We start from the raw sequence: 14075 nt of genomic DNA on the forward strand, positions 1-14075 counted from the left end.
GGCTTCTAGTAGCGCTTAGAACCCTAATTTTTATTACACGAACCTCTAGGGATAGGAGGAATTCTCTTTAGTTAATAGGAAATTTGTTCGTTTTTACGAAAACAAATATAAATTTATTATAAACAGTTAAAAAATTCCTTGAAGTTACCGTATCATCTGTTCAACCTATTAATTGAGGCGAGAAAGAATATTGACTTGTAAATAATTTTATGCATCAGAAATTCAGTTTCACTTGTGAACTGATGAACTGATCAGCGTACATCTACTGAGACGGTAAAAATTAGTGTGGTGGTGTTTTTGATGAATTTCCCGACAAAGCCGTTGGGGAGTGGACTCCTGCGTCTTCTACTAGTGCTTCTGTTTACAGGAGGCTTAAAGGGTCGGATTTTGCCTGCCAATAGTCAGACCGCGACTGATGTGGTTAATACAGCGACTGGCAACTTTCGCCCTGCGGCTGATCCCACTACTCCTGTTCAGGGTGTCACTTCTAACCCAACTTCTGTGACTGCAACGGTGGCAGGTCGCCCCGGTTTAGAACTCGTGAAAACAGGCGATCGAGCTGCCGCCGAACCCGGCGACACCGTGATCTATCGACTGGTCATTCGCAATACAGGTTCCGCAACAGCCTCGAATATTACGGTTCGTGATACGTTACCCCTCGGACTTCAATTCATCTCAAAATCTCAAAAGGCTTCACTGACAACGGGTGGCACCACTAGCGATGTCAGCAGCACCCTGGCTCGACCTACGGTGAACCGATCGGTGATCACCTTCAACTTCCCCGGAACCCTAGCACCTCAGCAAACCTTGACGCTGGTCTACGCCGCCGTTCTCTCCCCTGACGCGATTCGCGGTACGGGACGCAACCTCGCCGTTGCCCAAGGAACTAGCCCGCTAGGGCCGTTAACGAGCAACACTGCCAGCCACTTATTGAGAATTCGCAACGGAATTTTATCGGATTGCGGCACCATCTTGGGTCGGGTGTTTGTCGATAAGAACTTTGACGGCGAACAGCAAAAAGGAGAACCGGGCGTTCCCAATGCCGTGATCTTTATGGATGACGGTAATCGCATCACCACTGATGCAAACGGCTTATACTCGCTGCAATTTGTAATCGCAGGCTACCGCAATGGCACCCTCGACCTGACAAGTTTACCGGGGTATACCTTAGCGCCAAACCGTTATCGCATTGAAAACAATAGCCAATCACGGCTCGTCAAAGTCGCTCCGGGCGGTCTGGTCAGAATGAATTTTGCAGTGACACCAACCTTTGGGGAGGGACGACGCAAGTGATGCACTACCTCTCATCAGTTAAATTTGGGCTGAGTTTAATTACCTCTACCTTTGGAGCGATTACGCTTGCCTCAGTCAGTCGAGCCGTTGAGTTACCTCCTGCGTCTGAAGCGCTGGCAGCCGTTAGCACAATCGGCAACTCCACAGAAACCGCGCCTCTGCTACCCAATTCTTTAGACCTCGCGGCGACCCTCAATCTGACTCCTGTTAAGCCATCAGCCAAAAATTCTCAAACCGCACAGGTTCCAGAGCCGACCCCACGAGAGCAAACGCCGAGTCCGCGAGATGTCGCACCGATCGCGCCTCCGGCAAGTCCGCAAGCCCCTGCTTCGACTCCAACTCCACCTGGCGGATCGGTTGCACCTGTCGCTAATCCGACTTCGACAAAAGCGCCGATCGTTCGCGTCGAACTGATTCCCGCATCCACGTCTCGCGTTCCCGCCGATGGTCGCTCAACCGTCACCCTTTCTGGACAGATTGTGGATGAAAGCGGCGCTCCGGTAAACGTGGATGCAACGGTGACGTTGACCAGCAGTGCGGGTAAGTTTATTGGCGCAGATGCCGACACCGATCGGGCTGGGTTCCAAGTCATGGCTCGACAGGGGCGGTTTTCGGTCGAGTTGCAGTCTACGCTAGAGCCGAAGAAAGTGCGAGTTCGGGCGGCGATCGACGAGCCGAAAAAAGATCTGAAGTTGACAGAGCCTCCTTTCGCGTTTCCGACCACCTTGCCAGGACAGTCTGATTCTGAAAATCTGGAAGCTTACACCGACGTTGAGTTCATCACAAATCTGCGTCCGTCTCTGGTGTCAGGGGTAATTAATGTTCGCATTGGGGCAGGCGGAACCGACTTCTATAGCCGATATCGAGATTTTCTGCCGCCTGGAGTAGACGGGACTCGATTTGATGTCAGCACCGCTATTTTTGCCACAGGCAAAGTAGGCGACTGGCTGTTTACAGGGGCTTTTAACAATCAACGTCCGCTCAACGAAACCTGCGACGGCACGACGCGACTATTTCGCGATCTTCAGTTCTGCGACCAAAACTATCCAACTTATGGCGATAGCTCGACCGTTGATTATTTAACGCCTTCGATCGATAGCGTCTACTTCAAACTTGAGCAGACAGCACCCGGAGGCGGACAAAACTACGCCATGTGGGGCGACTATCGCACCGAGGAGTTTGCCACCGCATCGCAATATTTTACGGCGACGACTCGTCAACTGCACGGGTTTAAAGCCAACTATAACTTCGGCGATCTGCAAGCCACCTTAGCTTATGGCAATAATCTGGACGGCTTTCAGCGAGATACGATCGCCGCAAACGGCACGAGTGGTTATTACTTCTTGTCACGGCGGTTGCTGATCGGCGGTAGTGAAAACGTGTTTATCGAGACGGAAGAAATCAACCGTCCGGGTAGCGTTGTTGAGCGAGTGCCGCTTTATCGCATTAAGGATTATGAGATTGACTACGATCGCGGCTCGATCATCTTCCGCCGTCCGATTCAAGCGACTGAGTTTGATTTGTTTGGGCGGGTGCTAGTGCGGCGCATCGTCGTCACTTATGAATATGAAGGCATCGGCACAGGTGGCACTGACCTCTACGCGGGGCGACTGCAATATAACTTCTCTCGCGAAGCCAAGCGAGAAAGCTGGGCAGGGTTGAGCTATCTGAGAGAAGACAAGGGCAGCCAAGACTTTGAGCTATTTGGAGTCGATGCACTGTACTCGTTTGGCAAAGATGGACAGATTGTGGCGGAATATGCCCGATCGAACAACGCCAATCCTTTTTCAGATAAGGTTTCGGGTTCTGCCTATCGAGTCGAAGCCAAAGCAACCCTAGCTCCGGGTTTGTTAACACGAGCCTATTATCGATCGACCGACGAGAATTTCTCAAACAACGCCACGTTTAGCTTTACGCCGGGGCAAACCCGCTTTGGGGCAAACGTCGCAGCAAAAGTGGGAGAAAACACTCAGTTTCGGGCACAGATCGATCGCGAAGTTAATTTCGGGATTGCTTCGGTCAACACGATCGGCTTGGTTGATGCGTTTGACCTCAGCACCAACGTTTTCTGTACGACTCCCGGTGTGTCACCCTGCGGACAGGAACCGCTGCGGGCAGGTCGCGTTGACAACAGCCTGACCACGATCAGCGCGGGGGTCGAGCAGAAATTTGGCATCGTTACCGCTAGTTTAGATTGGGTTAACCGCAGTCGTGAAGATCGCGTTACCAACAATCTCGACGGTGACAGCAACCAACTGGTTTCGCGGTTATCGGTGCCGTTTAACGATCGCCTCACCTTTCGCGCTCAAAACGAACTTAGTTTAGGCAGCGACGATTCGCTTTACCCCGATCGCACCACGTTAGGGCTGGATTGGAAAGTCTATCCGGGTGTAACGATGCGACTGGCGCAGCAGTTTCTCTCTGGCGGTCAGTTTTCTAACAACTCGATCACTAGTTTAGAGACACTCGTCGATCAGCGGTTGAGCGACGACACCTCGATCACTGGGCGCTATGCCGTGCTGTCGGGGGTGAATGGAGGCGTAACGGGGCAAGGCGCGATCGGACTCAATCACCGAATTGTGCTGTCGCCCGGTTTGCGAATTAACCTCGGCTACGAGCGGATTTTTGGCGACATCTTTGCCTACACTGGCGCAGGTCAGCAGTTTGCTCAACCTTACGCAGTCGGGCAAAGTTCTGCCTCGCTGGGTGTGACTTCGGGCGATAGCTACAGCGTTGGGGTCGAATACACCGATAACCCAGACTTTAAGGCGAGTGCGCGGTTTGAGCGCCGCAACTCAGACTTAGGTAACAATACCGTCTGGTCAGCCGGAGCCGCTGGAAAGGTTTCTCCTGCTTTGACGGCATTAGTCCGCTTCCAGCAAGCCAACGCCTCTAATCAGTTGCTTACCGGGTTGGGCGACACGTCAAATGTCAAAGTCGGCTTGGCTTACCGCGATCCCAATAGCGATAAGTTCAATATGCTGTTCCGCTATGAATATCGGCAAAATCCTGGAGTGAACCCGACCACGCTGTTGTTTGGCAGCGGCACTGGCTCAAAGGTGCATTTAGGCTCGATCGAAGCGATTTATGCCCCTAACTTTCGCTGGGAATTCTTCGGCAAATATGCCCTGCGAAGCACTCAATCTTACTCAGCGCGAGATTTAGTCGGCACGAACTTCATTTCCTTAAGCCAGCTACGGGCCACTTATCGACTCGGCTACAACTGGGATTTGGGCGGCGAAGTGCGGTGGATCGGACAATCAATCACAGGCTTTAACGAGGTCGGATTTTTGCTCGAAGTGGGCTATTACCTAACGCCCAATCTCAGAGTGGCAGCCGGATATAGCTTTGGAGACATCAACAACGATCGCGACTTTGATGGCAGCCGATCGCAAGGTGGCTTTTATGCAGCCCTCTCCTTCAAGGTGAACGAACTCTTTAATGGCTTTGGCTTGCAAAAAGTTGCGCCGCCGCAACAGCAAGAGTCACAGATTAAACCTACGGCAACACTACCGCCCACGCAGTCACAAATTCCTGGGATCGCACCCGCAGCAACGCTGCAACAAACGCCGACGGCAAACGTGGTTGTGGGAGAAGGACAATGATGAGCAATCGAAGAAAGCAAAAAGGAAACAGGGTGAAGGGCGAACAAAGGCTAATCTCACTGCTGCTGTTAACGGTTTTTGGGTGGTTGCCAATGGCTCCACTACTGGCGCAAGAAGCAGCCTCGGCTCGGCTACGAGTGGTTGTCAATAGTGATCAAGATAGCGTTCAAGCCGATGGCGGGCTGACATTGCGAGAAGCGATCGAGCTAGTCAACGGAACGCTATCGGTCGATCGGCTCAGTGAGGCTGAAAAAGCTCAAGTCTCGGCGGCAACGGGGGAGACTTCAGAAATCGCCTTTCAGCTTCCAACTGGACAAACGGTGATTCGAGTTGCGCGGCAGTTGCCTGATTTAGCCGTCCCGCTGGTGATCGACGGCACGACGCAAACTGGATATGCGGCAGACACTCCCGCGATCGCAGAACTGCCGCTGGCTGCTCCGATCGTCGAACTCACTGCCACTCAAGGCGCATTTGTTCCTCGTGGTTTAACAGTAGTTTCCGATAACGTCACGATTCGCGGTTTAAGCATTTACGGCTTTACTGACGACCATGACGACACAGCAAGAACGCCTCCGGCAGACATCTTTATCGCGCATCGCTTGCCACCTCCCGATGTCAGTCAGCAAGCCATGCCTGCCAGCAACGCGCCTTTTTACGATCGTGACGTTCCTCCTAAAAACGTTCTGATTGAGAACAACTGGCTAGGAATTCGCCCTGATCAAAGTGTTCCGCCGACAACTTCGGCGTTTGGCGTGTCGGTGTTTAACAGCACAGGCACCACGATTCGGCGTAACTGGATTGCGAATCATGATGGCAGCGCGGTGATTACTTCGGTGAGATCGGATAACTTAGTCGTCACCGAAAACGCGATCGTCGGCAACGGCATCGCTGGAATGCCCGACGGCATTCGGCTTGAGGGCAACATCGCTCAAGCGCAAGTGACCGGAAATCTGATTTGCGGCAACGATGGCGCAGGAGTTTACCTGTTTAAGCCTCAAGGCGCGGCTCAGATTCGCGATAACCAAATCACCTATAACGGTCGGCGCTATCGTCGAGCGGCGGTTTACTTAATGGGCAATGACCATCAGGTGACTGGCAACACGATCGCGCATCAAGCCGGCCCTGGCGTAGTTGTGGCTTCCTTCCCGCGCAGCAGTCGCAATGTGATTCAAGACAATCGGTTTTCAGCACTTGAAGGACTCAGCATTGATTTAGTCACTCAGGATAATGTTAGTGTTCACGACTATCAGCGCGGCGACAACATTAACCCCAAGCGCAACTCGCCCAATCGTCGCAAAGACACTGGCAACGAGGCGATCAACGCCCCCGAATTTACTTCTAGAGACTTTATTCTTTCTGGCACTCAAGCCCAACTGACCGGAAAAGCTGACCCCGGCTCACAGGTTGAGATCTATCGCGTCACTGAAGGAGATTTTGCTTACGGCCCGTTAAGTGAACCACTCGGATCGACTTCGGCCGATAGTCAAGGACAGTTCACCCTCACGGCAGATGCTCTTAAGTCAGGAGAACGGGTGACAGCGATCGCTACTGATCCCCGGTATGGCACATCAGAGCCTGCGCGCAACGCTCTAGTCAGAACGGCAGATACGACCACCCCCGTTTTAACACCGACACCGAACGCAGTTCCACGCTGTACTAATCCGCCTGTTGCTCAAGTGCCACCTGTTCCGGTGGTGCCGCAGACGACCCCGATCGTGCTTAAAGTTCCTAAAAACGTTCACTTTGCACTCGATAAAGATTTCATCAGTCCCACGAGTGCCAAAGTACTCGATCGCATTGCTCAAGTCCTCTTAGAAAACCCCAACATTATTGTGGAACTTCAAGGACACACTGACCCCCGTGCGAGTGATGCTTATAACCTCGATTTGGGTAAGCGACGAACAATCTCGACGCGAAACTACCTGATCCGCAAAGGCATTGACCCCGCCCGGATGACGGTGCGATCGTTTGGAGAACGGCAGCGCATTTCTGATGGAGACACCCGCTTAGACTTTGCGCGCGATCGTCGCGTCGAACTGATCTACAAAGATGCCAGAAACATTGAAGTGATTGTTCAGGAAGAAGACCTGCAACTAGAACCCGCAGGAGGTGTGAGGTAGTGCGATCGTTTGTTTCCCATAAGTTAGTGAGTCGTTTCTCTAAAGTTTGGTGCTTATTGGCTAGCAGCACCCTGGCTGTCTTGCTTTGCCCTCCTAACCCGGTAAAAGCTCAAACTGTACTCCCATCCTTCCCAGGACTCAACTTTCAAACGAGTGGGCCGTCTCGCCCTGCCAACGTTGGCGACTGGTATACCACCAACCAAGCGGGTAAAGTAGGGGGCTATCAGCCTCACCAATTTTTTATCAACCTTACCCAGGCTGATATCACCAGCGCTGGAGGCAGTGTCACTATTTCGATTATTGACGCAGGTAGTGGCGGGCCTCGCGATGAGGTGAACGGCGGAACCATTGGCGCTGGCGGCCCTAACATTGATCCAACTCGCTTTCGGCTTCTTGACTCAGCGGGGACAGAGCTTAGTAATCAGACGCTTACGGGTCCCGCAGATATCAGCTTTCCGGCGATCACGGTGCCAGGGGTTTACACGGTCACCAGTGAGACGGGGGCACTTCCTATTTCCGGGGGCACTAACGTCCTCCTCAATAACGACGATAATGGCTTCCTGATCTCGATTCCAGGGGTTTCTAACCTGCTGATCGGTCAGGTGAAAGGCACGTTTCAGCAGGACACAGGCGGAAATATCACGGTTCCGTTTTTCGCACTCATTCCTCCCGGCACCACTAATCTGTTTCTTCGCGACTTTGACCTAGACAGCCCCAACCTCAACCCCACTGTTACGCTTTCCTACACTAGCCCGACGGGCCCTGTCCCTGGTGGAACTATTTCAGGCAACGCGGTTTGGAACAACAATGGTGACCTCAACAATGGCGGTGATAGCATCCCTGTGGCAGGTCTTGCCAATGCAGGAATCTGGACATTAACGCTCAGTAACTACAGCTCAAATAACCAAGCGCTGCTGGAAGCCAACATCGGCACCACACCGGGAAATCGAATTCCCTTGTTCGATCGTCAGCCCACTAGAGCTGGAAACTTCACGATCACGCCCGATACGACTCTTGCAACCACGATCGGCACTGCGGTCGATCACCCGTTTACCGTCACCAACAACTTTTTTACCTCCGATATTATCAATCTAGTAGTCACCGGAACCAACGGCAACTACACGGCGGTCTTACTCGACTCAGCCGGAAACCCGTTGCCTGAAAGTGATGGCAACAATGTACCCGACACCGGGATTCTCACACCGGGGCAAACGCGCAGCTTTATTCTGCGGGTGACCCCCAACGCGGGCGCACCTCCCCAGGATGTCACCCTAATTAACGCGACTTCTTTTCTAGACACCCGCGTTCGTCAACAGTCCAATTCTCCAGCACCGACCCCACAGGTTGTCACCAAAACCACCACGATCACCGCCAATACGGGCACGGGCACGATCGGCGATACGGTCTTCAACGATCTCAATGGCAATGGCATTCAAGATCCCGGAGAAACCGGAGTTACAAGAGTCACCCTCACCCTTTCAGGGACAGACACCAACAACAATCCGGTTAACCAAACCGTCGTAACCAACGCTGCCGGAAATTATCAGTTCACCGCCCTCAATCCAGGAACCTACACCGTCACGGCAACGCCGCCAGCGGGCTTTAGTGGCACCAATACTAACCCGCAAACGGTGACGCTAACCACAGGGCAAAACATTCCTACAGTAGATTTTGGGATTCGGCAGACTCCAGGTGCGATCGGCGATACGGTCTTCAACGATCTCAATGGCAATGGCATTCAAGATCCCGGAGAAACCGGAGTCGCAGGAGCCACTCTCACCCTGAGAAATTCGGCAGGAACCGTCTTAGCAACCCTGGTAACTGATGCCAATGGTAACTACCAGTTTACCAATGTACCACCGGGGAACAACTACACGGTCACGGTCACGCCGCCGTCTGGGTTCTCAAATACGACCCCATTGGTGCAGACGATCGCGACCCTCAATCCTGGTCAAAACGTGCCAACGGTTGACTTTGGGTTAAGACAGCTTCCCGGCACGATCGGAGATTTCGTCTTCAATGATGCCAACAACAACGGCACTCAAGACCCCGGCGAAACCGCTGGAATTGCTGGAGTCACGCTGACGCTCCGAAACCAGGCAGGCGCAGTTGTCGCAACTACGACCACGAACGCAGGCGGAACCTACCAGTTCACCAATGTCACGCCTGGTAACTACACCGTCACCGCTACCGCCCCGGCTGGCTCTAGAGTCACCACGCCTACGCCCCTCTCGGTCACGCTTGGCTCTGGTCAAACCATTGACACCGCAGACTTTGGGGTCTTTGCTCAAACGGGAACGCTGGGCGATCGCGTCTTTAACGACTTTGACGGCAACGGCATTCAAAACGGTACTGAGCCGGGTCTAGCTGGGGTCACCGTCACCTTGACAGGCCCGAATATCGCTACCCAGACTACGACCACCAGTGCAACGGGAACCTACAGCTTTACGGGACTACCCGCTTCAGTCGGTGCGGGCTACACGGTGACGATTAGCACTCTCCCGGCTGGCTTCACGCCAACGACGACTTCCACAGGCGCACCCGCTCCCCCAGGCGCACCGAGTCTGACTCAGACTGTGGTGTTTCCGGCAGGTGCCAACATTGACACCGTAGACTTTGGAGTCAGACAAGCCCCTGCGACGATCGGCAACCTGGTCTTTAATGACCTCAATGGCAATGGCGTGGCTGACCCCGGTGAGCCGCCGCTTCCTAACGTGCCAGTCACGCTGCTCGACCCTCAGGGCAATCCGTTTGCTAGCACTAACACTAACGCAGCAGGGAACTTTACCTTTACCAACGTGCCACCGGGCATTGCGTTTACGGTTATTGCCACACCCCCGGCTGGGTTTACGGGCACCACACCTAATCCACAGCCTGTTCCTGCCTTAACGCCAGGGCAAGTCTTCAACGTCCCGATCGGACTGCGAACTGCACCAGGCACGATCGGAACTCTGGTCTTTAATGACCTGAATGGTAATGGCACCCCTGACCCCGGTGATCCTGGCATTGGGGGAGTCACAGTCACGTTGAGAAACGCCGCAGGAGCCGTCGTCGGCACCACCATCACCGATGCCAACGGCAACTACAGCTTCCAGAATGTGCCGCCCGGAAACTACACCGTGACAGTCACCCCGCCTGGAGGTGCCAATGCCACCACGCCAGTCACCCTTCCGGTGACGCTGGCCCCAAGGCAATCGGTCTTGACTGCTAACTTTGGTTTCGGAATCGGCGGTCAAGGGCTGCGGCTCGTCAAACGCATCACCAATGTGACTCGCAATGGTGCGTCTATTCCTGGATTTGACTTCAACGCCATTCAGGATGACCCCTCAACGCTGAACGATAATGCCCCCGGATGGTCACAAATTCCGCTTCGAGGGCAAATTAGAGTCACAGGAGGCAACCAGATTCGCACCGGAGACGAAATTACCTACACGGTTTACTTCCTATCCGATGGGCCAACCGTGGCATTTGGCACTAACCTCTGTGACCAAATTCCGACGGGCACTGGCTTCTTAGCTAACACCGCGCAGATTCAACGGAACAACACCGCCCCAACTGCGGGAGGCACTCCGTTCTCGCCATTAGCTCCACTGCCTGCTGGAAACGCTTGCCAAAATCAAACCAATCCCAACGGATCGGTGATTTTTGGACTAGGAGACGTTCCTAACACCGCAGGCAACAACTTTGGTTTTGTGCGCTTCCGCGTCCGAATCAATTAACGAAATGGGGTGATGCCACGATCGAGTTAGGACTTGCTGACTGCGACTTGTGGCATTACCTCAACGCTCAACCCGACTCAATTCCTCGTGCTCTATCAATCTGGGCAGCCGACGATCACTTCTGGTTGCTCAAAGGAGATCCTGAATCGTGCAATCTTCCCGACTCGGCTTATCAACTCGACGTTTATGTGAGCTAGTAGGTGGTCTTACTTGCCTCCTGCTGGCAACCCGCCCTACTTCTGTCAGTGCTCAAACCGTTCTCTTTCAAGAAACCTTTAAAGAATCTGCCACGATCTCGCCCTTTATTTCGGGGGGATCGGGCTTAGGGGTGGGCGGTCTTCCTTGCTTGACGGCAACTCCACCAGTAAGCGGGTCTACAATCCCAAACTGTTCATCAGGCAACCTCGATCCGAATGGTTCGGGAGCGCTGCGGTTAACCACCAATGACCCAAATCAGCGAGGGTTTGTCATTTATAACCAGCCCATTCCATCGCAGTTTGGACTGTCTATTTCGTTTGATTTTTTCGCCTACAACGGCACGGGTGCCGATGGGCTGACGTTCTTTTTGATCAATGCCAATGCCAACCCGACGCGGGCAGGATCGTTTGGGGGATCACTGGGCTACGCTCAACGCATTAATACGATCGTGCCCACTGAGCCAGTCAATCAGCCGGGTCTATTGGGGGGATATGTAGGAATCGGGTTCGACGAGTTTGGCAATTTTGCCAATGACACCGAAGGGCGAGGCAGCGGCAGCGACCCGACCTGTACGCCGTCTCCGTTTGGTAGCCGACTGATTCCAGATTCGGTGACGGTGCGCGGGGCGGGCAGTGGGCAGACAGGCTATTGCTATATTTCTAACTCAGGAACCCTAGCAGCAGGAATCGACAATAGCACGGCAACAACTCGAACTGTCGCCCGCAGAACTGCCCGCATCACACTAACACCGGGGGCAGCGCCGACGATTCGAGTCGAGGTAGATTTTGGCTCTGGGTTTCAAACCGTGGTCGCGGCCTTGCCTGCGCCATCAGGGTTTCCAGACGCATTTAAGTTTGGTTTTGCGGCTTCGACTGGCAACCAAAATAACGTTCACGAGGTTCAAAATCTGGTGGTGCAATCGCTGATCCCGGCACCACAGCCTCGATTGGGAATTGCAAAACAGGTGGGGGTTCCGGTCGATAACAACGATGGCACTTTCACGATCCCTTACTTGGTCACGGTGCAAAATAGTAGTGTGGTCGATTTAACCGCTGTGCAGGTGGCAGACGACCTGTCATCGACCTTTACCGGAGCCGTAGCTTTTACGATCGTTCCTGGCTCGGTCACCAGTCCGCGATTGCAGGTGAACCCGAATTTCAACGGACGTAGCGACGTGAATTTGTTAGCGGGCACTGACCGTCTTGGAGCAGGAGAAACCGCAACGGTGAGCTTCAACGTTCTGCTGACTCCGGGCGGCAAACAAGGGACTTATTTCAACACCGCGATCGGGACGGCGCGAGACCCTGGAGGCAACCCGCTTAGAGACACTTCGACCAGTGGGGTGACCCCTGATGCCAACGGCAACGGCATTCCTGACGATGACAACACGCCAACCCCGATCGACTTGGCGACTCAATTTCGACTGGTGAAGCGGATTACGGCGACGACTCGCGGAGGTGTGCAGACTCGGTTTGATCGATTTGTAGACGACCCAAATGACTTAAACGACACGGCTCCTGGCTGGTCGCAGCTTTCTCCGGTCGGCGTTATCAGTGGCGATCGCGCCAACCCGCTGCAAAGTGGCGATGAGATTGAATACACGATTTACTATCTGTCAGATGGCACTCAGCCTTTGTTTGGTGCCAGCATTTGTGACGCAGTGCCGACTAACACGACGTTTGTCAGAGAGAGTCAGGCGATCCGATCGGGAAGTGCCCAACCCGCACCCGGAGGCGTTTTCTTTTCGCCGCTGGCCCCGTTGCCCCCAAATAACGCCTGCACCGATCGGCGGAATTTGAACGGGTCAGCGATTTTTGACTTAGGGACAGTTCCAAACACCCCGGCTAATAATGTGGGCTTTGCTCGGTTCCGCGTCAGAATTGATTAACGTGAATTCGACGACTTCGTTACTAGTCCATCGCGCCCCCTAAATCCCCCAAAATTGGGGGACTTTAAGCTAAAATTTCCGGTTCAAAGTCCCCCAAAATGGGGGATTTAGGGGGCAGAAGCCGCTCTTGACGAAGCGAAAAAACTCGTCGAACTGACGTTTGATTAGGGAATGCTGCCGTGATTTATGCCCCATCGCTATCTACTGTTCTACAAACCCTTTGACGTTCTCAGTCAGTTTACTGACAGCAGCCAGCCGCCGCGACAGACGTTAAAAGATTATGTGCCAGTCCGATCGGTCTACCCCGTCGGTCGGCTAGATCAGGATAGCGAGGGGCTAATGCTGCTGACCAATCACGGCGCGCTTCAGCATCGGTTAAGTGACCCCAAGTTTCAGCATCCCCGCACTTATTGGGTTCAAGTTGAGCGCATTCCTGACGAGGCAGACTTAGAGCCGTTACGTCAAGGCATTCAGATTCAGGATTATCGCACCCGTCCTGCTGACGTTTTATTACTCAAGCAGGAGCCTGACTTGCCGCCCCGTAATCCGCCGATTCGCGATCGTAAAGCGATTCCAACCTGCTGGTTAGCGATCACCCTGACTGAAGGGCACAACCGCCAAATTAGACGCATGACCGCCGCGATCGGGTTTCCGACGCTGAGACTGGTCAGGGTAGCGATTTCTCACCTCCGTCTGGAAGGGCTGCAACCCGGCGACTGGCGTGATTTGACAGCAGCAGAATTAGCTCCGTTGCTGTCTGAACTGCGACGCTCAAAGCCTTGAATGAGTGGATTCTACCAACGGGGATTATTTAGGTTCGGGCTTTGCCTGATCTTTGGGTGTGCAGACATAATCAACAACTGCATAGGCACTGCTTCCGGGTTTTGGCTGCGATAACGTTCCGTTATCTCCATACTCAAACTTTTGAATCAGCTTTCTATTTTTGGTATAAGCGTTGACCTTTCTTAAGCGCTGTGACTTGTTGGTGCAGTCTACTGACCATCGGATCACCGCTCCGTGTAGCGGCTGATCGACTTTCGTTTCTAAAAAGGCATTGTTTGCCTGGGGAAATTCGCGATATTCCCAATACCACACGATCGAGCTATTGCGCTGGATCGAGCTTTCATCGACAAAAAACTTGTCGTTAACAGAATTTTCGGCAATCTTAGTCCATTCAACGGCAGACGCAATGGGGGCATAAGCCAGCATTGTGCCAACTATTAAGTAGTGAAAAAGTGGTTTGATCACGATC

Annotated in this window: 7 protein-coding genes; 6 read left to right on the forward strand and 1 reads right to left on the reverse strand. The window is 53.4% G+C overall.

What is annotated here, in order from left to right; genetic code table 11:
* The first annotated feature begins 300 nt into the window (after window positions 1-300).
* The 6 genes from BRW63_RS21055 to BRW63_RS21080 all read left to right on the forward strand — a co-directional run bounded on the left by BRW63_RS21055 (window position 301) and on the right by BRW63_RS21080 (window position 13606).
* Window positions 301-1293: a DUF7507 domain-containing protein gene (locus BRW63_RS21055; protein ID WP_073074396.1), complete on the forward strand. Its 993-nt coding sequence runs from the start codon at window positions 301-303 to the stop codon at window positions 1291-1293.
* Window positions 1293-4898 (forward strand): hypothetical protein, encoded by a 3606-nt coding sequence (locus BRW63_RS21060; protein WP_073074375.1) that lies wholly within the window; start codon window positions 1293-1295, stop codon window positions 4896-4898. The genes BRW63_RS21055 and BRW63_RS21060 overlap by 1 nt, the downstream gene beginning before the upstream one ends.
* 32 nt (window positions 4899-4930) lie before the next feature.
* Window positions 4931-7018 carry an OmpA family protein gene (locus BRW63_RS21065; protein WP_223257455.1) on the forward strand — a complete coding sequence of 696 codons (2088 nt, stop codon included), beginning with the start codon at window positions 4931-4933 and terminating at the stop codon, window positions 7016-7018.
* Window positions 7019-7074: 56 nt separating this feature from the next.
* On the forward strand, window positions 7075-10737 hold the full coding sequence (locus tag BRW63_RS21070; RefSeq protein WP_073074377.1) for an SdrD B-like domain-containing protein: 3663 nt from the start codon (window positions 7075-7077) through the stop codon (window positions 10735-10737).
* Between the two features lie 148 nt (window positions 10738-10885).
* Window positions 10886-12823: an L-type lectin family protein gene (locus tag BRW63_RS21075; RefSeq protein WP_073074378.1), complete on the forward strand. Its 1938-nt coding sequence runs from the start codon at window positions 10886-10888 to the stop codon at window positions 12821-12823.
* A 186-nt stretch (window positions 12824-13009) separates the two neighbouring features.
* Entirely contained in the window at window positions 13010-13606 is a 597-nt protein-coding gene (locus BRW63_RS21080; protein WP_073074379.1) for a pseudouridine synthase, read from the forward strand.
* Between the two features lie 24 nt (window positions 13607-13630).
* On the opposite strand, the gene BRW63_RS21085 is transcribed toward BRW63_RS21080, so the two are convergent.
* Window positions 13631-14071, reverse strand: coding sequence for a surface-adhesin E family protein (locus BRW63_RS21085; protein WP_223257456.1), 441 nt, complete (start codon window positions 14069-14071; stop codon window positions 13631-13633).
* Window positions 14072-14075: the final 4 nt, after the last annotated feature.

It is taken from the genome of Phormidesmis priestleyi ULC007 (assembly GCF_001895925.1).
In the GTDB taxonomy this organism is placed as follows: domain Bacteria; phylum Cyanobacteriota; class Cyanobacteriia; order Leptolyngbyales; family Leptolyngbyaceae; genus Phormidesmis_A; species Phormidesmis_A priestleyi_A.